Source organism: Roseovarius sp. MBR-79 (assembly GCF_053628555.1).
Window position 1 is genome coordinate 37090 of the sequence record NZ_JBRJGP010000007.1, and the last position, 20767, is coordinate 57856.

General features: G+C 66.2%; 19 protein-coding genes, 1 tRNA gene and 1 riboswitch. Of the genes, 15 read left to right on the top strand and 5 right to left on the bottom strand.

Annotation, left to right across the window (positions count from 1 at the left end; translation table 11 throughout):
- Positions 1-148 precede the first annotated feature (148 nt).
- The 13 genes from ACSSV8_RS08785 (at position 149) to ACSSV8_RS08845 (ending at position 12275) form a co-directional block, all read left to right on the top strand.
- Positions 149-223 (top strand) — tRNA-Glu (locus tag ACSSV8_RS08785).
- Between the two features lie 350 nt (positions 224-573).
- Entirely contained in the window at positions 574-1206 is a 633-nt protein-coding gene (locus tag ACSSV8_RS08790; protein WP_454282176.1) for an NYN domain-containing protein, read from the top strand.
- Positions 1207-1693: 487 nt separating this feature from the next.
- Positions 1694-4102: a GcvT family protein gene (locus ACSSV8_RS08795; RefSeq protein WP_454282177.1), complete on the top strand. Its 2409-nt coding sequence runs from the start codon at positions 1694-1696 to the stop codon at positions 4100-4102.
- A 35-nt stretch (positions 4103-4137) separates the two neighbouring features.
- Positions 4138-4239, top strand: a riboswitch (TPP riboswitch).
- Positions 4240-4279: 40 nt separating this feature from the next.
- The gene (gene thiD / locus ACSSV8_RS08800; RefSeq protein WP_454282178.1) at positions 4280-5074 is read left to right on the top strand and encodes a bifunctional hydroxymethylpyrimidine kinase/phosphomethylpyrimidine kinase; all 795 of its coding nucleotides are present in this window, start codon (positions 4280-4282) and stop codon (positions 5072-5074) included.
- The gene (locus ACSSV8_RS08805; RefSeq protein ID WP_454282179.1) at positions 5071-6060 is read left to right on the top strand and encodes an FAD-dependent oxidoreductase; all 990 of its coding nucleotides are present in this window, start codon (positions 5071-5073) and stop codon (positions 6058-6060) included. The genes thiD and ACSSV8_RS08805 overlap by 4 nt, the downstream gene beginning before the upstream one ends.
- A complete protein-coding gene (gene thiS, locus ACSSV8_RS08810) occupies positions 6044-6241 on the top strand; it encodes a sulfur carrier protein ThiS (RefSeq protein WP_454282180.1) in 198 nt (65 codons plus the stop codon). The genes ACSSV8_RS08805 and thiS overlap by 17 nt, the downstream gene beginning before the upstream one ends.
- Position 6242: 1 nt before the next feature.
- Positions 6243-7013: a thiazole synthase gene (locus ACSSV8_RS08815; protein ID WP_454282181.1), complete on the top strand. Its 771-nt coding sequence runs from the start codon at positions 6243-6245 to the stop codon at positions 7011-7013.
- Positions 7010-7606, top strand: a complete 597-nt coding sequence (locus ACSSV8_RS08820) for a thiamine phosphate synthase (protein ID WP_454282182.1) — start codon at positions 7010-7012, stop codon at positions 7604-7606. The genes ACSSV8_RS08815 and ACSSV8_RS08820 overlap by 4 nt, the downstream gene beginning before the upstream one ends.
- Positions 7603-8574, top strand: a complete 972-nt coding sequence (locus ACSSV8_RS08825) for a ThiF family adenylyltransferase (RefSeq protein ID WP_454282183.1) — start codon at positions 7603-7605, stop codon at positions 8572-8574. The genes ACSSV8_RS08820 and ACSSV8_RS08825 overlap by 4 nt, the downstream gene beginning before the upstream one ends.
- Positions 8571-9503 carry an ABC transporter substrate-binding protein gene (locus ACSSV8_RS08830; protein WP_454282184.1) on the top strand — a complete coding sequence of 311 codons (933 nt, stop codon included), beginning with the start codon at positions 8571-8573 and terminating at the stop codon, positions 9501-9503. The genes ACSSV8_RS08825 and ACSSV8_RS08830 overlap by 4 nt, the downstream gene beginning before the upstream one ends.
- Complete coding sequence (tenA, locus tag ACSSV8_RS08835; protein WP_454282185.1) at positions 9500-10210, top strand: thiaminase II; 711 nt, start codon at positions 9500-9502, stop codon at positions 10208-10210. Before ACSSV8_RS08830 ends, tenA begins: the two co-directional genes overlap by 4 nt.
- A gap of 33 nt (positions 10211-10243) precedes the next feature.
- Positions 10244-11758 carry an Asp-tRNA(Asn)/Glu-tRNA(Gln) amidotransferase subunit GatB gene (gatB, locus tag ACSSV8_RS08840; RefSeq protein WP_454282186.1) on the top strand — a complete coding sequence of 505 codons (1515 nt, stop codon included), beginning with the start codon at positions 10244-10246 and terminating at the stop codon, positions 11756-11758.
- Between the two features lie 94 nt (positions 11759-11852).
- Complete coding sequence (locus tag ACSSV8_RS08845; protein WP_354537873.1) at positions 11853-12275, top strand: universal stress protein; 423 nt, start codon at positions 11853-11855, stop codon at positions 12273-12275.
- Here the strand turns inward: ACSSV8_RS08845 and ACSSV8_RS08850 are convergent.
- From ACSSV8_RS08850 to ACSSV8_RS08860, 3 genes are all read right to left on the bottom strand, one after another.
- On the bottom strand, positions 12264-12710 hold the full coding sequence (locus tag ACSSV8_RS08850) for a YtoQ family protein (RefSeq protein ID WP_454282187.1): 447 nt from the start codon (positions 12708-12710) through the stop codon (positions 12264-12266). The two genes, ACSSV8_RS08845 and ACSSV8_RS08850, sit on opposite strands and share 12 nt — an antisense overlap.
- Before the next feature lie 16 nt (positions 12711-12726).
- Entirely contained in the window at positions 12727-15126 is a 2400-nt protein-coding gene (gene pheT, locus ACSSV8_RS08855) for a phenylalanine--tRNA ligase subunit beta (RefSeq protein WP_454282188.1), read from the bottom strand.
- A 112-nt stretch (positions 15127-15238) separates the two neighbouring features.
- Entirely contained in the window at positions 15239-16255 is a 1017-nt protein-coding gene (locus tag ACSSV8_RS08860) for a D-cysteate sulfo-lyase (RefSeq protein ID WP_354537876.1), read from the bottom strand.
- 97 nt (positions 16256-16352) lie between these two features.
- On the opposite strand from ACSSV8_RS08860, the gene ACSSV8_RS08865 reads away from it, so the two are divergent.
- Both ACSSV8_RS08865 and pncB read left to right on the top strand, forming a co-directional pair.
- Entirely contained in the window at positions 16353-17240 is an 888-nt protein-coding gene (locus ACSSV8_RS08865) for a LysR family transcriptional regulator (RefSeq protein WP_454282189.1), read from the top strand.
- A gap of 36 nt (positions 17241-17276) precedes the next feature.
- Positions 17277-18569, top strand: a complete 1293-nt coding sequence (gene pncB / locus ACSSV8_RS08870) for a nicotinate phosphoribosyltransferase (protein WP_454282190.1) — start codon at positions 17277-17279, stop codon at positions 18567-18569.
- 81 nt (positions 18570-18650) lie between these two features.
- Here the strand turns inward: pncB and ACSSV8_RS08875 are convergent, their stop codons facing one another.
- The gene (locus ACSSV8_RS08875; protein ID WP_454282191.1) at positions 18651-19766 is read right to left on the bottom strand and encodes a flagellar basal body P-ring protein FlgI; all 1116 of its coding nucleotides are present in this window, start codon (positions 19764-19766) and stop codon (positions 18651-18653) included.
- On the bottom strand, positions 19763-20767 hold the full coding sequence (locus ACSSV8_RS08880) for a flagellin (RefSeq protein ID WP_454282192.1): 1005 nt from the start codon (positions 20765-20767) through the stop codon (positions 19763-19765). The genes ACSSV8_RS08875 and ACSSV8_RS08880 overlap by 4 nt, the downstream gene beginning before the upstream one ends.

A 20767-nucleotide genomic window follows, 5' to 3' on the forward strand; every position in this document is an offset into this window, starting at 1 on the left:
CCTGCCCGCCTCTCGCGGGGCGGATCGCGGCACCTTCCCCCGGCTCCGCCCCCATGCCCGACCGCGGGGCCGCATCCTTCGAAAGATTCTTCAGAATCCCTCTTGCGTCCCCATGCGGATTTTCATAATCACCCTCCACACCACGCGTGGCCCGTTCGTCTATCGGTTAGGACGCCAGGTTTTCAACCTGGAAAGAGGGGTTCGACTCCCCTACGGGCTGCCACATCCATATGTAAGCTGTTTGTAAGCTGTTTATTTTGTTGCGAAATTTCCAAGCGCCAAAATCCTACTACAGAACTACTACAGCGAAAAATCAGCCCCTTTTGACCTGCCGCCGCGCCGGAACCGATCACGTATTCGTGAACCCCACCCTTGCCGGAAGACGAAGTGCAACCACAACTTCGCGTTAAAATGTTCGCTACATTCGAACGAAGTAATTGACTGTTAAGAAGTTGACGTCATATACAGCCTTATAACGATTCCTCGGGGAACCGCCCGCGTCGTCGGTAACGGTGAACCGAACCTAATGACCCCGGGGGCGCGAAAGCGTCCCCGTATTTTTTTGGACCCTACATGACAGCTATAGTGCCGCAGCCTACGCCATCCTTGAGAGTTCGTATCTTCGTAGACTTCTGGAATTTCAGTCTTTCCCTTCGTCGGGCAGACAATGCTTTCATGGTAGACTGGAAACCTGTAGGTCCGCTTTTTGCCGCAGAAGCAGGAAAGCTGGTTGATCCAAAAGCGCAAGTGGTCTTCGAAGCGTTGCATGTTTACGGCTCGTTTGATCCGGCGAAACCACAAGACAACAAGTTGAAAAACTGGTTCACGAACACATTGGACAAAATGCCGGGCACTCATGTCGTTCTTGTCGAACGGCAACAGAAAATGGGCTATCCGAAATGCCCACAATGCCAGACAGAGGCTACACACTGTGCCTCATGCCAAACCGACATGCGAGGCACCGAAGAAAAGGGCGTGGATACCCGCATCGTAGCCGACATGATAAGTTTGGCGTGGGCAAATGCCTATGATGTTGCTGTACTGGTTTCGTCGGACCGTGATTTTGTTCCCGTCGCTGACTTCCTTCAAACAAAGGGGATAAAGGTCGTTCACGGGGCTTTCCCTCCGAAGGGTAGCCATTTGACGCAAAAGTGCTGGGCGAATTTCAGTATTATTGGGCTTATGCCACAGATAAAGCGTGCATAATTAAAAAAAAGCCGCCCCTGAAGGGACGGCAGTTGGTTCCGATCTTCAGTTCGGGAACGAAGCGGCGAACGCGGCTACTGAAATGCCCACAAGGGGCGCGTCGGGGTCGATAGCCGCAGTGGTGCAGGCTTGGCGCGTGGTGGCCCCTGTGGCGAGTCGCAGCACGGCACCAGCGGGGGAATCGGGCCGTTCGGCCCCTGCCGGCCAGGCGACGTGCTGCGCTCTGTCTGCAAGCCGGATTTGCCCCTCTGGCGCGGCCCATGAGGGCACATGTCCCGGTGCGAGCGTGAGCAGGGGCTGTCAGCCCCCCGGGCCGACAGTCGGCGCGTCGTCATCCCCCCCCCGCACACTGGTGCCCCCGGCCCCCGGACGCCGCATCCTGCCTCTCCCCTGTCGCTAATCCACGCGAGCATGGCCGGGCGCGCGCCTAGCATCGACGCAATCCATGCCGCGCCGCGCGCGCCAACCCTCTTCGAAAGGCATCCCCATGCGCACCCATGCCCAGGCCGTCGTGATCGGTGGCGGCCTTGTCGGCTGTTCGATCCTGTATCACCTCACGCGGGCGGGCTGGTCGGATGTGGTGCTGCTGGAACGCTCGGAACTGACCTCCGGCTCCACCTGGCACGCGGCGGCCAATATCCACGGGCTGCATGACAGCACCAATATCAGCCGGATGCAGCATTACACGATGCAGCTCTACCGCCAGCTCGAGGCCGAAACCGGGCAGGGTTGCGGCGTGTTCCAGCCCGGCTCCCTCTACCTTGCCCAAACGACGGAGCGCGTGCAGCAACTGCGCCTGCAGGAGGCCAAGGCGCGGCGCTATGGCATGGCCTTCCACGAGGTGTCCCGCGACGAGGCCGAGCGGCTTCATCCGCTGGTGGATTTCACCGGCATCCGCTGCATCATGTTCGAGCCCGATGGCGGCAATGTCGATCCCTCGGGCGTGACCATGGCCTATGCGGCGGGTGCCCGCGCGGGCGGGGCCGAGATCCACCGCAACACGCCGGTCATCGCCACCGAGCCGCAGCCCGACGGAAGCTGGATCGTGCGCACCGGGTCGGGCGAGATCCGCACGCCATGGGTGGTCAATGCCGCCGGTCTCTGGGCGCGCGAAGTGGCCGCGATGGCGGGCATCACGCTGCCGCTCATCCCGACCGAGCACCAGTATTTCGTGACCGAGGCCATTCCCGAGATCGCTGCCATGGGCCGCCGCCTGCCCTCGGTCGCCGACCGCGACGGCGAATATTACCTGCGCCAGGAGGGTCAGGGCCTGCTTGTCGGCGCCTATGAGCGCGACATGCGCTTCTGGGCCGAGGACGGCACGCCGCAGGGCTTTGGCCACGAACTTTTCCCCGACGACCTGGAGCGGATCGAGGAGAACATGCTGCGCGCCATCGACCGTGTCCCGGCGGTGGGGCGCGCGGGTATCAAGCGGGTGATCAACGGGCCGATGATCTGGTCGCCCGACGCGGCGGCGCTCTTTGGCCCGGTGCCGGAACTGCGGGGCTATTTCTGCTGCTGCGGCATCATTCCGGGGTTTTCGCAATCGGGCGGTCTGGGCAAGCTTTCCGCCGAATGGATGGTCGAGGGCGAGCCGTCGCTTGACATGTTCGCCTGGGATCTGGCGCGGTTCGGCGACTGGGCCGGGCGCGATTTCACCCGCGCGCGCGTGGCCGACCAATATGCGCACCGCTTCAAGATCCATTTCCCCGGCGAGGAGCGCGCCGCGGGCCGCCCCGTGCGCACCCGCCCAATCCATGCCATGCAGGCCGGGATGGGCGCGCGCTTCGGCCTCAACTTCGGCTGGGAGCATCCGCTCTATTTCGACGCCGCCATTCCCGACAGCGCCGGGTTCACCCGACAGCCCTGGTGGGAGGCCGTGGGCCGCGAGGCGCGCGGCTTGCGTGATCGTGCCGGGATCATCGACATCTCCAATTTTGCCAAATACCGCGTCACCGGGCCGGGGGCGGAGGACTGGCTCAACGCGCTCTTCGCCAACCGGATGCCGCGGGAGGTGGGCCGCGCCTGCCTCACGCCGCTCATCGGCAAGCGGGGCGGGATCGCGGGGGATTTCACCGTGACGCGGCTCGGGGAGGAAGAATTCTGGGTGCTCGGTGGCGGCGCGGCGGAACGCTATCACCGGCGCTTCTTCGCGCAGGTGCCGCTGCCCGAGGGCACCCGTTTCGAAAGCCTGACCGGGGCCGTCTGCGGGGTCAGTGTCGCGGGGCCACAATCGCGCGCCCTGCTGCAAGGCCTCACCGACGCGGACCTCTCCAACGCCGCCTTTCCGTTCTTCCGCTCGCAGCGCATGACCGTGGCGGGCGTCGAGGCCGTCGCGCTGCGCGTCAGCTTCACCGGCGATCTGGGTTGGGAACTGCACATCGCCGAGGCCGATCAGACACGGCTTTATTCGGCCCTGATCGAGGCGGGCAAAGCCATCGGCGCGGGCCCCGTGGGCAGCCGCGCGCTCATGTCGCTGCGGCTCGAGAAAGGGTATGGCAGTTGGGGGCGCGACTATTCGCCCGAATACTGGCCGCAGGAATGCGGGTTGGCGGGCCTCATCCGCCCCGACAAGCCCTTCCTCAACCACGAGAGCTGGCGCGCCATTTCCGATAACGCGCCGCGCGACCGCATGGTCCTGCTCGAGATCGACGCGACCGAGGCCGATGCCTCGGGCGGCGAGCCGATCTTTCTGCCGGGTGGCACGGCCGCGGGTCAGGTGAGTTCGGGCGGCTATGGCCACGCGGTCGGCAAATCCCTCGCTCTGGCCTATCTCAAGGCCGAACACGCCACCCCCGGCACCGCGCTTCACGTTTCGCTTCTGGGCCGCGCGGATGATGCGCGGGTGCTGGAGCATCCGCCGTTCGATCCCGAGGGGCTGCGTCTGCGCGGCTGACCCTTGAAGGTGCCGGTTCGCGGTGTTACGTCTCCATTATTCCGTTGGGGTGCCCCGCAAGGGGCTGAGAGGTGCCAAGCCAACCCATCGAACCTGATCCGGGTGATGCCGGCGTAGGGAACGGACCTCCGCCCCGATGGTGCCCGAAGGCCGTTCCGCGAACATGAGGAGGCGGGCATGGTGGCGTGCGCACTGACAATCGCGGGTTCTGACAGCGGCGGCGGCGCGGGCATTCAGGCCGACCTCAAGACGTTTTCCGCGCTTGGCGTCTATGGCGCAAGCGTGCTGACCGCCGTCACGGCACAGAATACCGTCGCGGTGACAGCGGTTCACGCGGTCCCGCCCGAGGTGGTGGCAGCACAGATCGCCACCGTTCTGGATGATATCCGCGTCGATGCCATCAAGATCGGGATGCTGGGCGATGCCGCGCTGATCGAGACGGTGGCGGAGGCCCTGGCCGGGTATCGCGGCCCGGTCGTGCTCGATCCGGTCATGATCGCCAAATCCGGCGCGCGGCTTTTGCCCGAGACGGCGCGCGCGGCGCTGATCGTGCATCTGCTGCCGCGCGCCGATCTGCTCACGCCCAACCTGCCCGAGGCGGCGGCGCTGTTGGGTCTGCCGGAGGCCGTGAGCGACGCCGGGATGCGGGACCAGGGCGCGCGGCTGCGCGATCTGGGGGCAAAGGCGGTTCTGATGAAGGGCGGTCACGCGGCGGGCGAGACCTGCACCGACTGGCTGATGGCCGTCGAACCCCACCGCCTTGACGCCCCCCGCATTGCCACGCGCAACACCCATGGCACCGGGTGCAGCTATTCCTCGGCCATCGCGGCGGGGCTGGCGCAGGGGCTTGGCCTGTCCGAGGCCGTCACCCGCGCCCATGGCTGGCTCCACGCCGCGATCCGCGCCGCTGACCGTCTCGATATCGGCCGCGGGCACGGGCCGGTGCATCATTTCCACGAGGTCTGGCCATGACCCGCGCCGTCACGATCCGTGGCGCGGGCGTCGTCGGGCTTTGCGTGGCCACCGAGTTGAGGGCGCGCGGCGTGGCCGTCACTCTGATCGACCCGGCCCCCTTCCCCGGTGAAGCGGCCTGTTCGTGGTGGGCGGGCGGGATGCTCGCGCCCTTCTGCGAAGGGTTCACCGCCGAGGAACCGGTGGTGCGGTTGGGGCAAGAGGCCGCCGACTGGTGGGAAGCGCAGGGCGTGACGGTCACACGGCGCGGCTCGCTCGTGATCACGCTGGAGCGCGACCGGCGCGAGCTTGATGTGTTCGCCCGACGCACCAACGGGCACCGGCTGGTCAAGGCTGAGGACCTCGCCGCGCTCGAGCCGGACCTGGCCGAGCGCCATGACCGCGCCCTGTTCTTCGAGGCTGAGGCGCATATCGACCCGCGCGCGGCGCTGCTCCATCTGCACCGCCGTTTGCAGGAGGGTGGCGCGCGCTTTGTGCAAGGCACGGACGCGCCCCAAGGGCCGGTGGTGATCGACTGTCGCGGCCTTGCAGCGCAAGACAGCCTGCCCGACTTGCGCGGCGTCAAGGGTGAGATGGTGGTGTTGCGCACAACCGATGTGACGCTGCGCCGCCCCGTCCGCCTGCTGCACCCGCGCTTTCCGCTCTATATCGTGCCGCGCGGCGATGGAATTTACATGCTGGGCGCGACGCAGATCGAAAGCGAGGAACGCCACCGCGCCACGACCCGTTCGGTGATGGAACTGCTCTCCGCCGCCTACGCGCTCCACCCTGCCTTCGCCGATGCGCAACTGCTGGAGATCGGCGTGGACGCGCGCCCCGCCTTTCCCGACAACCTGCCGCGCCTCACGGCCAAGGGCGACGTGCTCCATGTCAACGGCCTCTTTCGCCACGGCTTTCTGCTGTCGCCCGCGCTTGCGCGAATGACCGCCGAGATGCTGGCGGGCGGCGAAACAACCCCGGAGTTTGCCCATGAAGATCACGGTTAACGGCACCGCACAGGATACAGCCGCGTCGACCGTCGACGCGCTGTTGATCGAGCTGGGCCACGGCGGGGCCAAGGTGGCTACGGCGGTGAACGAGACTTTCGTGCCCGCCGCTCTCAGGCCGGAACAGAGATTGAATGAAGGGGATCGTGTGGAAATCGTCGCCCCTCGGCAAGGGGGTTGAGATGCCGATCTACTACGACACCGAAGTGACATCGCGCCTGATGCTGGGCACCGCGCAATATCCCTCGCCCGCGATCCTGGCGCAGGCCTTCCGCCGCTCGGGTGCGGGCATCGCCACGGTATCCGTGCGCCGCGAAGCGGGGGGCGCACGCGCTGGACAGGCGTTCTGGGACATGATCCGCGCGCTTGGCGTTCATGTCCTGCCCAATACGGCGGGCTGCCATTCGGTGCGCGAGGCGGTGACCACGGCGCAGATGGCGCGCGAGCTTTTTGACACCAACTGGATCAAGCTGGAAGTGATCGGCCATGCCGACACGCTCCAGCCCGATCCGTTCGGCCTTGTCGAGGCCGCACGCATCCTCACCGATGACGGATTTCAGGTGTTTCCCTATTGCACCGAGGATCTGGTCCTTTGCGAGCGGCTGGTGGAGGCCGGATGCCGGGTGCTGATGCCCTGGGGCGCGCCGATCGGCACCGGGCTGGGGCTCAACAATATCTATGGGCTGCGCAGCTTGCGCGCGCATTTCCCCGACCTGCCGCTGGTGATCGACGCCGGATTGGGCCTGCCGTCGCAGGCCGCGCACGCGATGGAACTGGGCTATGACGCGGTGCTGTTGAACACGGCGGTGGCCAAGGCGGGCGATCCGGCGGCGATGGCCGAGGGCTTCGCCCGCGCGGTCGAGGCCGGACGGCTGGCCTATGAGGCCGACCCGATGGAGCCGCGCGACATGGCCGCGCCCTCGACCCCCGTGTTCGGAAAGGCGCTGCTATGAGCCTGCCCCGCTTCTACCCGATTTTCGAGCGCGCCGACTGGCTGCGCCGGATGCTGCCCTTGGGCGTGAAACTGGCGCAACTGCGCATCAAGGACATGGAAGGGGAGGCCCTGCGCACAGAGATCGCGGCGGCGCGCGACCTTGCCCGCACCCATGGCGCGGCGCTGGTGGTCAATGATCACTGGCAGGTGGCGATGGATCTGGGCTGCGACTGGGTGCATCTGGGGCAAGAGGATCTGGAGAGCGCCGATATTGCCGCGATCCGCCGCGCCGGGATCAGGCTGGGCCTCAGCACGCATGATCATGCCGAACTTGACCGCGCGCTGTCGCACGATCCCGATTACGTGGCGCTTGGCCCGGTCTACCCGACCATTCTGAAAAAGATGAAATGGCGTGAACAGGGGCTTGACCGGCTCAGCGAATGGAAGCGGCTGATCGGCGATATCCCCCTTGTCGCCATTGGCGGCATGTCGGTCGAGCGCGCGCAGGGTGCCTTTGACGCAGGCGCCGATGTAGTCTCGGCGGTCACGGATATCACGCTCAACCCCGATCCCGAAGCGCGGGTGCGGGACTGGATCGAGGTGACGGCATGACCCGCTACGCGCGTCAGATCGCCCTTCTCGGCACCGAAGGGCAGGCGCGCCTCGGCGCGGGGCATGTGCTGGTGGTGGGCGCGGGCGGGCTGGCGGCCCCGGTGCTGGCATATCTGGTCGGTGCCGGCGTGGGGCGCATCACGCTGATGGATGGCGACCGGGTTTCGCTCAGCAACCTGCATAGGCAGACGCTCTTTCGGATGGACGATCTGGGCCGTCCCAAGGCAGAGGTTGCCGCCGCGCATATGGCCGCGCTCAACCGCGACTGTCGCATCGCGCCCGTGACCGCACCGCTTACACCGCTCAATGCCCCGGCACAGGTCGCCGCCGCCGATCTGGTGCTCGACTGCGCCGACAGCTTCGCAGCGAGCTATATCCTCTCGGACACCTGCCTTGCGGCGAACACGCCGCTCATCAGCGCCTCGGTGGTCGGGCTGTCGGGCTATGTCGGCGGGTTCTGCGGCGGGGCACCAAGCTTGCGCGCGGTCTTCCCCGACCTGCCCGAGAGATTGGGCAGTTGCGAGGCCGATGGCGTCTTGGGGCCGTCGGTGGGCATTCTCGGCGCGCTTCAGGCACAGATGGCGATGGCCGTTCTGGTGGGGCTGGCACCGTCGCCGCTGGGTCAACTGGTCACCTTCGACGCCGAGGGCCACCGTTTCGGCGGTTTCCGTTTTGAAGGCGCGCCGGAGCCGGGGGGCGGTTTTCGCTTCATCGCACCCGAAGAGGTCGCGCCGACCGACTGGCTGGCCGATCTGCGCGGGGTTGACGAGCCCGGCCCCGCCCTGCCCCGCGCCACGCGCCACGGCGTGCCGGATTTCGACACGCTCCACCCACAGGGCACGCGCGCCGTGCTCGCCTGCCGGTCCGGCCTTCGGTCATGGCAGGCGGCGGCGCGATTGCGCGCGCATTGGGACGGAGAGATTGCATTGATCGCCCTCGGCACCGACCAAAAGGAGACAACTGAATGAAATACCTTGCCTTTATCCTCGCCCTCTCGACCGGCCCGGCCATGGCACAGGACAAGATGACCCTGCTGCTCGACTGGTTCGTGAACCCCGATCATGGCCCCGTCATCCTTGCCGAGGAACTGGGCTACTTCAGGGAGGCCGGGCTTGAGGTGGAGGTGATCGCCCCAGCCGATCCCTCGGACCCGCCCAAGATGGTGGCCGCCGGACGCGCGGATCTCGCTATCGCCTATCAACCGCAGCTTCATTTGCAGATCGAGGAGGGCCTGCCCCTGATCCGCGTCGGCACGCTCATCGCCACGCCGCTCAATTGCCTGCTCGTGCTCGAGGACGGCCCCATCAAATCCACCGCCGATCTGCGCGGGCGCAAGATCGGGTTCTCCGTGGCCGGTGTCGAGGAGGCGCTGCTTGCGGCCATCCTCGGGCAGCATGGCATCGCGCTCTCGGAGGTGGATCTGGTCAATGTCAACTGGTCGCTCTCACCCGCTCTCATGGCCGGACAGGTGGATGCAGTGATCGGGGCCTACCGCAATTTCGAACTCAATCAGATGGAGATCGAGGGCGTGCCGGGCCGCTGCTTTTTTGTCGAGGACGAGGGTGTGCCCGCTTATGACGAGCTGATTTACGTGGCCAACCCTGCGCGAATGGACACGGACGTGATCCGCCGCTTCCTGCACGCCACCGAACGCGCGACGCAATACATCATGAACTATCCCGAAAAAGCCTGGGAAATCTTTTCCGGCACCTCGAAGGAATTGCAGGACCGCCTGAACAGCATGGCCTGGGCCGATACATATCCGCGCTTTGCCACAAGGCCGGCCGCGCTCGACCATGGGCGCTATGCGCGCTTCGAGGCGTTCCTGCTCGACAGCGGCCTCATTGCCGAGCCAACGCCCGTTTCGGGCCTGGCGCTCGATGTGAACGCACAATGAGCGGCGATTACGGCGTGACCTTCCCTGCCCTGCGCGATGCGGCGGGGGCCGTCTGGCGGGACTATACCCATCACGCCTTTGTCGAGGGGCTGCGCGACGGCAGCCTGCCGCGCGCGGCCTTCCTTGGCTATCTGGTGCAGGATTACATCTTTCTGATCCACTTCTCGCGCGCCTGGGCGCTTGCCGTGACCAAGGCCGATACGGTCGAGGAGATGCGCGCCTGCGCGGCCACGGTGCATGCGCTGGTGAATGGCGAGATCGCGCTGCATGTCCGCACCTGCGCCGAAGCCGGTCTGTCGGAGGCGGACCTTTTCGCCGCCGAGGAGCACCCCGCCAACCTCGCCTATACCCGCTACGTGCTGGATTCGGGCCATTCGGGCGATTTCCTCGACCTGCTGGCCGCCCTTGCGCCCTGCGTCATGGGCTATGGCGAGATCGGCGCGCGGCTCTTGCCCGAGGCGGGCGCGGGCCATCCCTATGCCGACTGGATCACCACCTATGGCGCGGCAGACTACCAACAGGTGTGCCGCGACACGGGCGCACTGCTTGATGGGGCCATGACCCGCCGCCTTGGCCCAGATCCGCGCGCCACCCCCGGATGGGCGCGGCTGGTCCATCGCTTCACCACCGCGACCCGGCTTGAAGTGGGGTTCTGGGAGATGGGGATGGGTGCGCGCCCTCTTGCCCCCGCAGACCCCGCCGCGTAGAACGCGCTCCGAGCCAATGAACGGAGCCGCGCCATGCTGGACCTCACCTATGACGCCCCCAAACCCAAGGTAATCGCCGGGGCGACGCATGATTGGGAACTGGTGATCGGGATGGAGGTGCATGCGCAGGTGGCCTCCAACGCCAAGCTGTTCTCCGGCGCGTCAACGCAGGTCGGGGCCGAGCCGAATTCCAACGTCGCCTTCGTCGATGCGGCGATGCCGGGGATGCTGCCGGTCATCAACGAATACTGCGTCGAGCAGGCGGTGCGCACCGGTCTTGGCCTCAACGCGAAAATCAACCTCTGGTCGGCCTTTGATCGCAAGAACTATTTTTATCCCGACCTGCCGCAGGGCTACCAGATCAGCCAGCTTTATCACCCGCTGGTGGGCGAGGGGGAAATCCTTGTGGACATGGCCCCCGGCGTGGCCCGCCTTGTGCGCATCGAACGCATCCACATGGAGCAGGACGCCGGCAAGAGCATTCATGACATGGACCCGGCGATGTCCTTCGTGGACCTGAACCGCACCGGCGTCTGCCTGATGGAAATCGTCAGCCGCCCCGACATTCGCGGCCCTGAAGAGGCCGCCGCCTATATCGCCAAGCTGCGCCAGATCCTGCGCTATCTTGGCACCTGCGACGGTAACATGCAGAACGGCAACCTGCGCGCCGATGTGAACGTCTCGATCTGCCGTCCGGGGCAGTATGAGAAATACATGGAGACGCAGGATTTCGCGCATCTCGGCACCCGCTGCGAGATCAAGAACATGAACTCCATGCGGTTTATCCAGGCAGCCATCGACTATGAGGCCCGCCGCCAGATTGCCATTGTCGAGGGGGGCGGCGCGGTGGTGCAGGAAACCCGCCTTTACGATCCCGACAAGGGCGAAACCCGCTCCATGCGCTCCAAGGAGGAGGCGCATGATTACCGCTATTTCCCCGATCCCGACCTTTTGCCGCTCGAGATCGAGCAGGCATGGGTGGACAGCATCAAGGCCGGCCTGCCGGAACTGCCCGACGCCAAGAAGGCGCGCTTCGTGCTGGAATTCGGCCTCTCGGAATATGACGCCTCGGTGCTGACCGCAGAGGTCGCGAATGCCGATTATTTCGAGGCGGTGGCGGCGGATGCGGGCGACGGCAAGCTGGCCGCGAACTGGGTCATCAACGAGCTTTTCGGGCGGTTGAAGAAAGAGGATCACAGCATCGAAGAAAGCCCGGTCAGCCCGGCGCAACTCGGGGCCATCGTGCGGCTCATCAAGTCCGACGCAATATCCGGCAAGATCGCCAAGGACCTCTTCGAAATCGTCTATACGGAAGGGGGCGACCCGGAGGCCATCGTCGAAGAGCGCGGCATGAAACAGGTCACCGACACCGGCGCCATCGAGCGGGCAGTGGACGAGATCATCGCCGCCAACCCCGCACAGGTGGAAAAGGCGCAAGCCAATCCCAAGCTTGCGGGCTGGTTCGTGGGGCAGGTGATGAAGGCCACCGGCGGCAAGGCCAACCCCAAGGCCGTCAACGATATCGTGGCGGCGAGGCTCGGTCTCTGAGCGGTCGCTTCTGTCGCGCAGGCGGCGCATGGGGGCTGTCACGGCGGGGGGCAGCGGTTAAAAAGGGGCTGTCCCCTTTCGTAACGGAGCCGCCATGCCCCGCCAGACCCGCCTTATCCTCTGCCCCGTCAACCTGCGCCATGTGAAAATCGAGCATCTCGCCTATACCGAGGCCGTCGAGATGGCGCAAAGGCGCGGCGCGAAACTCATCGTCGCCACTGTCGCGCCAGAGATGGAGCGCAATCTCAACATCCGCGATTCTGCGGCTTATTGGTCCGGGGAATTGAGCAAATTCGTTGCCGCCAACCCCGCCGAGGGGGTCGAGGTCGAGCAGATCGTCCGCAAGGGCGCGGTGCATCGCCAGATCGTCAAGCTCGCACACGAGCGCAAGGTGGACCTGATCGTGATGGAGGCCGCCAACCCCAAGGTGCAGGATTACCTGCTTGGCACCACGGCCAGCCACGTCGTCACCCACGCGGAATGTTCGGTCTACGTGGTGCGGGGGTCAGGCGGGTAGCCTGCCCTCGAGAACGTAGCGCAGGATCGCCACCACCTCTTCGGGCGTGCGCGCCACGGCAAGGGCGGCTGCGTCCACTTCCTTCAGGGCGTGGTCATGCTCGGGCGGTTGCAGGATGATCAGCGACTTGCCAAGTGCTGCGGCATAGCCCGCATCAAAGGCGGCATTCCACTGCTTGTATTTGTCGCCAAAGCGGACCACCACGATATCGGCATCGGCAATCCCCTTGCGCGTGCGGATCGCATTGAGCATCGCACCCTTGTGGTCGTGCCAATACTTGTCGGGCTCTGCGCCCAGGATCGCCACCCCGCAATCATCGCTGGCCGCGTGATCGGTCACGGGACCAAAGAAGGCCACGTCGAGCCCCGCCGCCCCCTCGGTGATCCGCTCGCGCCAGTCGGTGTGAATCTCGCCCGAAAGATAAACGTTGAGCATGGATGCCTCCTGATCCCTAGCCGCGCAGCGTGCCGCCGGTGGCCTTGGTGACTTTCTCGATGATCTTCGCGGACACCGCCTCGATATCGGCTTCGGTGAGTGTCTTGTCGCGCGGCTGGAGCCGCACCGTCACAGCCAGCGATTTCTTGCCCGCACCAAGGTTGCCGCCGATGAACTGGTCAAAGACGCGCACCTCTTCGATGAGCGTCTTGTCGGCCCCGGCCGCGGCGTTGACAAGGCTGAGCGCCTCGGTGCCCGCATCGACGACAAAGGCGAAATCGCGCTCGACCGCTTGCAGGTCGCTGATGTCGAGCGCGCCGCGCGTGGCGCCCGCCTTGCGCGGCAAGGGCACTTCCTCTGGATAAAGCGTGAAGGCCACGGCAGGCCCTTTCACGTCGAGCGCGGCAAGGATGCGCGGGTGCACCTCTCCGAAAATGCCCAAAACCTTCTTCGGCCCGAGACAGATCCGCCCGTGCCGCCCCGGATGGAACCAGCCCGGCCCGTCGCGCAGGATCTGCACCTTCGAGGGCGCACCGATGGCACCCAGCACCGCCTCGGCATCGGCCTTGGCGTCGAAGAGATCGACCGCGCGCGTGCTGCCATGGGCCTCTCGCGGGCCGGTCCGCCCGATGAGCAGGCCCGCAACCTGCATGTGTTGCTCACCCGGCTCGCCGCCGTGAAAGGCGTGGCCCACCTCGAAGAGCGCCAGATCCATGATCCCGCGCGCCTGGTTGCGCGCAGCCGCGCGCAACAGGCCCGGCAGAAGATCGGGGCGCATGTGGCTCAGGTCGCTGCTGATCGGGTTGGCCAGCATGGTGGCGTCATCGCCGCCGCCGAAAAGCGTGGCGGCCGCGTGGTCGATGAAGCTGTAGGTGACGCATTCGTTGTAGCCAAGGCTCGCCATGGTGCGGCGCGCGATCTGCTCGCGCTTTTGCGCGGGGCTGAGAATGGGCTTGGGCACACCCGGCAAGGCGCGCGCCATCGGGCGGCCCATGAGCCTCGTGAGCGAGGCAATGCGCGCCACCTCTTCAACCAGATCGGCCTCGCCCAGAATATCGGGTCGCCAGCTTGGCACATGGGCCATGTTGCCCTCGAGCCGGAAACCGAGCGCGGTCAGCGTCTGGCGCTGCTCGCTTTCGGGAATGTCCATACCCACCAGCGACTGCACCCGCGCCGGATCGAGCCGGTAGGCGCGCGCCACATCCGGCACGCGGCCCGCCACGACGCGGTTGGACGGCTCGCCACCGCAGAGATCGAGGATCATTTGCGTCGCCAGGTCGAGCGCCTCCATGTTGAAGGCCGGGTCGATCCCGCGCTCGTTGCGATAGCGCGCATCCGAATTGATCCGCAGCGCGCGCCCCGTCGTGGCAATCTGCACCCGGTCCCAGACGGCGGCCTCCAGAAACACGTTGACGGTCTCATGGGTGCAGCCGGTGGCCAGCCCCCCCATGATGCCGCCGATGCTCTCGATGCCATTATCATCGGAAATCACCACCTGGCCGGGGCCGAAGGTGTAGTCTTTCTCATCCAGACCGGTCAGCACCTCGCCGCCCGCCGTGCGATGCACCCGCAGGTTCCCAGTCACCTTGTCGGCGTCAAAGACATGCAGCGGGCGGTTGCGGTCATAGGTGAAGAAATTGGTGATATCGACCAGCGCCGATATGGGCCGCAGCCCGATGGCGCGCAGGCGCGTTTGCAGCCACTCGGGCGAGGGGCCGTTCTGCACGCCCCGGATGAGCCGTCCGGCAAAGACCTCACAACCGCCGGTCGCCGCATCCTCGTCGATGCTCACGGTGATCGGGCAGGTGAATTGCCCCTCCATGTGCGCGGGGCTTTCGGGGCGCAGCGTGCCCAGGCCACGCGCGGCAAGGTCACGCGCAATGCCGCGCACGCCAAGCGCGTCGGGCCGGTTCGGCGTGATCGCGATCTCTATCACCGGATCTACCCTGGAGGGGTGATGCACCGCCAGCCAGTCGGTAAACCGTTCGCCCACCTCGCCCGAGGGCAGTTCGATGATGCCGTCATGCTCTTCGCTGAGTTCCATCTCGCGCTCCGAGCACATCATGCCCGCGCTCTCGATGCCGCGTATCTTGCCCACGCCGATGGTGGTGTCGATGCCGGGGACATAAACGCCCGGCTTGGCGATCACCACGGTGATGCCCTCCCGCGCATTGGGCGCGCCGCAGACGATCTGCACCTCGCCCTCATCGGTGGCCACCCGGCAGACGCGTAGCCGGTCGGCATCGGGGTGTTGCTCGGCGCTGAGCACCTTGCCGATGGTAAACGCCGCAAGCCGCGCCGCCGGATCGGCAACGCCTTCGACCTCGAGGCCCAGATCGGTCAGCGCCTCGGCGATCTCATCGACCGTGGCCTTCGTGTCGAGATGGTCTTTCAGCCAGGAGAGGGTGAATTTCATGGGGTGTTTTCCGCCTGCAAGCCCGCGTTTCCCTGCGCTTTAGCGGATATGGGCGCAAGGGAAAACCCCGCTTCGCGGCGGGGCTTTCATCGCAGTCATATCGCCCGGTTTGTCAGCCCTTCCAGCGGCCCGAGAAATCGAACGCGGCATCATAGCCAAAAAGCGCCACGGCCCCGCCGGTATGCAGGAACACCACCCGCTCGCCCTTCTTGAAATGGCCCTTGCGGATCAGGTCGATGAACCCCGCCGCCCCCTTGGCCGAATAGACCGGATCGAGCAGGATCGCCTCCAACTCGGCGAACATCCTGATCGCCTCCAAGCCGCTTTGGGTGGGGATGCCGTAACCCTCGCCCACGTAATCGGTATTGGCGACTACATCCTCGCGCGCCACCACGCCCGCACAGCCCAGCTTTTCGGCGGTCGCACAGGCGAGGTTGTAGACGTTTTCCTCCTGCTTGACCTTCGGCGCGCGCACGCCGATGCCCAGAAGCGGGATCTGCGCATTCATCGCCTTCAGGCCCGTGATGAGGCCCGCCTGCGTGCCGGCACTTCCGGTGGCGTGGACGATGTGATCCACCTTGAGGCCCCGGTCGTTGAACTGGCCCAGCATCTCGAAGGCGCAATTGACATAACCGAGCGCGCCCGTGGGGTTCGAGCCGCCACCGGGGATGGTGTAAACCTTGCGGCCCTCGGCGCGGAAACGCTCGGCCACCTGCTCCATCTCGGCGTTCATGTCACCGCCGCCGGGGCGCTTTTCGGTCGTGGCCCCGTGCAGATGATCGAGCAGCACGTTGCCGTTATTGTTGTAATTCGCGTTGTTCGAGCCGGTCCGGTCCTCGAGCAGGATATGGCAGTCCATCCCCAGCTTGGCGGCGAAGGCCGCAGTCTGGCGGGCATGGTTCGACTGCGTGGCGCCTTGGGTCATCACCATGTCGGCGCCCTCTGCCTCGGCCTCGGCCATCAGGAATTCGAGCTTGCGGGTCTTGTTGCCGCCGGTGCTGAGCCCGGTGCAATCATCGCGCTTGATCCAGATTTCGGGGCCACCAAGCTCCTTGGTCAGCCGGTCGAGCCGTTCCAGCGGGGTCGGCAGATGGGCAAGAAAAGTGCGGGGGAAGCGGGCGAGATGCATGGGGGTCACTCCGAAAATATGCGATTTCAGCACGCTAAGGCGCGACAAACGCCCTGTCCAATGCTAATCTGGCTGAAAATAATGCAAGGTCTGCATGATGCGCCTTGAATGGCTCGACGATATCCTTGCCGTGGCCGATGCCGGATCGTTGGCGCGTGCCGCCACCCTGCGTCATGTCAGCCAATCGGCCTTTACCCGGCGGCTGCGGGCGATCGAGGCAGCACTCGGGCAGCCGCTCTTCGAGCGGCGGCGCAAGCCGCTCACGCTCTTGCCCGAGGTGACACAGCACCTGCCCGCCATGCGCAGCCTTGCCGCGCAGTTGCGGCAATTGCGCGAGGGGCTGGTGCAAAGCGGCGGTGCGCGCGGCCTGACGCTGGCCTGTCAGCACGCGATCACCACCACCCATTCGCCCGCCATCGTCGCGGTGCTGACACAGGGCCAGAGCCGCCCGGTGCGGGTGCGCTCGGAAAACCGCGAGGAATGCCTCCTGCGCCTGCTCGCGCGCGAGGCCGATCTGGCGGTGGTCTATGACGTGCCCGAGGTCGCGCCGCTGGCCATGGGGGCTGCGTTCGAGCGCGCCCCACTTGGCCTCGAGCGGCTCTTGCCGGTGGCCGCGCCCGCGCTCATGACCGCAGATGACATGCCCTATGTCGGCTATCCCGGCGACGTCTTTCTGGGCCAGGTGATGGATCGCGCACTCCTGCCCCGGATTGCCCCGGGGCTGCGGTTGCGGCGCTGTGCCGAGACCGCGCTCACACTGGCCGCGCATGAATATGCGCGCCGTGGCATCGGTCTTGCCTGGCTGCCCGAGGCAATGGCGCAGCCCGATCTGGAAGCGGGCCGTCTGGTCAGCCTTGCCCCCCGCCTTCCCGCGCTCGACATGGCGCTCTGGATGCTGCGTCTGGCCGGTCAGGGCGCGGGCTGGGAAGAGGACTGGCAGCGCCTTGCCGGCCTGGGCGGCCTTGCGCGCGCCGCGCCGCTTTGATTTAACCGCGCCATTGCCCTGCCCGGAGGCCGCGCCATGGTCGATATCGCCACCCGCGTCTACAATCACCGCTGGAAGATGGATCCGATCGTGCGGTCGCTGATCGACACGGATTTCTACAAACTGCTGATGTGCCAGTCGGTGCGGCGCAACCACCCCGACACGCAAGTGACGTTTTCACTGATCAACCGGAGCACGGCGGTGCGGCTGGCCGATCTCGTGGACGAGGGCGAGTTGCGCGAGCAGCTTGACCATATCCGCACGCTGTCGCTGTCGCGCGGCGAGAGCACCTGGATGCGCGGCAACACCTTCTACGGCAAGCGGCAGATGTTCACGCCCGAATTCATGGACTGGTTCGAGGGCTTGCGCCTGCCGCCCTATCATCTCGAGCGGCGCGACGGGCAATACGAGCTGACCTTCGAGGGCTCCTGGCCCGAGGTGATGCTCTGGGAGATCCCCGCGCTCGCCGTGCTGATGGAATTGCGCGCGCGCGCCGTGCTGGGGGGCATGAAGAAATTCGAGCTTCAGGTGCTCTATGCGCGCGCCATGACCAAGCTTTGGGAAAAGGTCGAGCGGCTGCGCCCTCTCGAGGGCCTGCGCATTGCCGATTTCGGCACAAGGCGGCGGCATTCCTTTCTCTGGCAGGACTGGTGCGTGCAAGCCATGCGCGAGGGTCTGGGCGAGCGCTTCGTGGGTACCTCCAATTGTCTCATTGCCAAGAACCGCGATCTCGAGGCGATCGGCACCAACGCGCACGAGTTGCCCATGGTCTATGCCGCGCTGGCCGAGACCGATGAGGATCTCGCGCAGGCACCCTACCGGGTGCTTGCCGACTGGCACGAGGAACATGACGGCAATCTGCGGATCATCCTGCCCGACACGTTCGGCACAGACGGATTTCTCGAACACGCGCCCGACTGGCTTGCGGGATGGACCGGGATCCGCATCGATTCGGGCGCGCCTGAGGCCGGGGCGGAAACCGCGATCCGCTGGTGGCAGGCGCGCGGCGAGGACCCGCGCGAGAAGATGGTGATCTTTTCCGACGGGCTCGATGTGGATCGCATCGCAGAGTTGCATGCACGCTTTTCGGGGCGGGTGCGCACCTCGTTTGGCTGGGGCACGCTGCTCACCAACGATTTTCGCGGGCTGACAACGGGCGATGTGCTCGCGCCCTTCTCGCTGGTCTGCAAGGCGGTTTCGGCCAACGGGCGGCCCACGGTCAAGCTCTCGGACAATCCACGCAAGGCGATGGGCCCGGCCGATGAAATCGCCCGTTATCGTCGCGTCTTCGGCGTGGGGGCACAGCCCGAGATCGACGTGGTGGTCTGACACAGACCTTGCAGGAAGAAACCCGGGCGCGCCCAATGCACGGTGACTTGCGGGCGCGACCGCACGGTGTGTCACGCGCCCTCAACGCACGACGAATTCGGCGTGAAGCGCGCCCGCCGCCTTGATGCTCTTGAGAATGTCGATCATGTCGCGCGGGGCCACGCCAAGCGCGTTCAGCCCCGCGATCACCTCGGCGAGCGAGGTGCCTTCGGGCACCTCGGCCAGGCCGATGCCCGGCTCCTCCTCGATCTCGGCCTCGGTGCGCGGCACCACCACCGTCTCGCCCCGCGCGAAGGGGTTGGGCTGCACGGCAAGCGGCGTTTCCTGGATGCGCAGCGTGAGATTGCCTTGCGAGACGGCAACGCGAGAGATGCGCACATCCTGCCCCATGACGATGGTGCCCGAGCGCTGATCGACCACGACGCGCGCGCGGCGCTGCGGCTCGACCATGAGGTTCTCGACACGGCCGATGGCATGGGCAGGGGAACGTGCGCGCATCCGCGCCAGGTCGAGCCGCACCGTGCCCGGATCGAGCATCAGCGCCACCGGTTGCCCGACGGCACCGTTGATCGCCTGCTCGATCCGGCCCGCAGTGGTGAAATCCGGCTCGCGCAACGCCAGCCGGACGGTCTCCAGCCCGGCGAAATCGAAATCCACCTCGCGCTCGATCCGCGCGCCGGAGGGGATCGTGCCCGAGGTCGGCACGCCCTGGACGACGCCGCCTGCCTCACCCTCCGCCGCCACGCCCCCGGCGATGATCGTGCCCTGCGCCACCGCATAGATCTGTCCGTCGGCGGCGTTGAGCGGCGTCATGATCAGCGTGCCGCCCAGAAGGCTCTTGGCGTCGCCGATGGCCGATACGGTCACGTCGATCTGGCTGCCTGCGCGCGCAAAGGCCGGCAATTCCGCCGTCACCAGCACCGCAGCGACGTTCTTGGGTCGAAACTGCTCGCCCGTGACATTGATGCCGAGACGCTCGAGGATGTTGGACATCAACTCCTCGGTGAAGGGGGAATTGCGCAACCCGTCACCCGTGCCGTTCAGCCCGACCACAAGGCCGTAGCCCAGCAGGTCATTGCCGCGCACCCCGTCGAATTCGACAAGGTCCTTGATGCGGATCGGACCGGCGACTGCGGGGGCAAGGGTCAGGCCCGCCAGCACCAGAACGGTCGCAAGCAGCCTTGCGAGGCGGTTCATGACAGGAAGGCCGCGAGGTTGAGCCGCGCCGTCCGGGCGGTGATCGTATAAAGCGCCTCGAGCTGGAACTGCACCCCCTCGAGCGCCGTGGCAGAGGCGAAGACATCCACGGAGACAAGATCGTTGCGGGCGATGGCAAGACCGGTTTTCTCCGCCCCGATGCGGCTTGCAGCCGCGTCGATGCGGGCCTCGGCGGTGCCCAGCCGCGCGCGCAGCCCGATCACGCCCTCCTGCCCCGCCAGCAGCCGTTCGCCGAGCGCCCCGGCCATGGCCCGGCGGTCTGCGCTGCTCAGGGAAAGACTTTCGTCGTCGACGAGCGCTGCCATGGCCGTGCTCTTGAGTTGGCTCCGGAGCGCCGCATCATCGGCCCGGATGCTCAGCGCAACGGTCTCTCCGGCGCCAAGCGACACGCCCGCGGCAGAGCCCCTGCCACCGCGATAGACCGCCGCCTCGAAGCCCCCCCCCGGCGCGTCGAAGAACGCATCAAGCGCCGTCTCGATCCCGGCACGGTCCGGTGCCCCCGCAAGCGCCGCGCGCAATCCGGTCAGAAGCGTCTCGGCCGAGGCCATCGGCGCGACATCCGAGCGGTCGCCCGAGAACAGCGCACGACCTGCCGCATCGACATTGAGCGCGCCGATCATCGCCGAGAGCGCGCCGCGTGCCTCTGCGACGAGAAGCGAAGTCGACCCGCCCCCGGCAGGCACGGCAAGGGCCACCTCGGCAAGGCGCTGTGCCTCGGTCTGAACGCGCTCGAGCGCGGTTTGCATGAGCGCGGCGTCCGTGGCCGCAAGCCGCGCCGCGCCGCTCTGCGCCTCGGCCAGGACAAGCGCGCGGTCGATATCGGCAAGCGGCGCGAGATGACCCGACAGGTGCCTTGCAAGATCGGCCGCCTGCCCGGTCGAGACCTCCTGCGTGAGCCGGTTCATCTCGCGTGTGAGCGAAACCGCCTGTCTGCGCAGAACGAACTCTTGTGCCAGATCGCCGATGGATTGCAGGGTCAT

Coding starts and splice junctions, on each gene's coding strand:
- ACSSV8_RS08830 (WP_454282184.1), top strand. CDS start 8,571: ATGAAATACCTTGCCTTTATCCTCGCCCTCTCGACCGGCCCGGCCATG.
- thiD (WP_454282178.1), top strand. CDS start 4,280: ATGGTGGCGTGCGCACTGACAATCGCGGGTTCTGACAGCGGCGGCGGC.
- thiS (WP_454282180.1), top strand. CDS start 6,044: ATGAAGATCACGGTTAACGGCACCGCACAGGATACAGCCGCGTCGACC.
- ACSSV8_RS08860 (WP_354537876.1), bottom strand. CDS start 16,255: ATGCATCTCGCCCGCTTCCCCCGCACTTTTCTTGCCCATCTGCCGACC.
- ACSSV8_RS08790 (WP_454282176.1), top strand. CDS start 574: ATGACAGCTATAGTGCCGCAGCCTACGCCATCCTTGAGAGTTCGTATC.
- ACSSV8_RS08865 (WP_454282189.1), top strand. CDS start 16,353: ATGCGCCTTGAATGGCTCGACGATATCCTTGCCGTGGCCGATGCCGGA.
- pheT (WP_454282188.1), bottom strand. CDS start 15,126: ATGAAATTCACCCTCTCCTGGCTGAAAGACCATCTCGACACGAAGGCC.
- tenA (WP_454282185.1), top strand. CDS start 9,500: ATGAGCGGCGATTACGGCGTGACCTTCCCTGCCCTGCGCGATGCGGCG.
- ACSSV8_RS08820 (WP_454282182.1), top strand. CDS start 7,010: ATGAGCCTGCCCCGCTTCTACCCGATTTTCGAGCGCGCCGACTGGCTG.
- ACSSV8_RS08825 (WP_454282183.1), top strand. CDS start 7,603: ATGACCCGCTACGCGCGTCAGATCGCCCTTCTCGGCACCGAAGGGCAG.
- ACSSV8_RS08805 (WP_454282179.1), top strand. CDS start 5,071: ATGACCCGCGCCGTCACGATCCGTGGCGCGGGCGTCGTCGGGCTTTGC.
- ACSSV8_RS08850 (WP_454282187.1), bottom strand. CDS start 12,710: ATGCTCAACGTTTATCTTTCGGGCGAGATTCACACCGACTGGCGCGAG.
- ACSSV8_RS08815 (WP_454282181.1), top strand. CDS start 6,243: ATGCCGATCTACTACGACACCGAAGTGACATCGCGCCTGATGCTGGGC.
- ACSSV8_RS08845 (WP_354537873.1), top strand. CDS start 11,853: ATGCCCCGCCAGACCCGCCTTATCCTCTGCCCCGTCAACCTGCGCCAT.
- pncB (WP_454282190.1), top strand. CDS start 17,277: ATGGTCGATATCGCCACCCGCGTCTACAATCACCGCTGGAAGATGGAT.
- ACSSV8_RS08875 (WP_454282191.1), bottom strand. CDS start 19,766: ATGAACCGCCTCGCAAGGCTGCTTGCGACCGTTCTGGTGCTGGCGGGC.
- ACSSV8_RS08795 (WP_454282177.1), top strand. CDS start 1,694: ATGCGCACCCATGCCCAGGCCGTCGTGATCGGTGGCGGCCTTGTCGGC.
- ACSSV8_RS08880 (WP_454282192.1), bottom strand. CDS start 20,767: ATGACCCTGCAATCCATCGGCGATCTGGCACAAGAGTTCGTTCTGCGC.
- gatB (WP_454282186.1), top strand. CDS start 10,244: ATGCTGGACCTCACCTATGACGCCCCCAAACCCAAGGTAATCGCCGGG.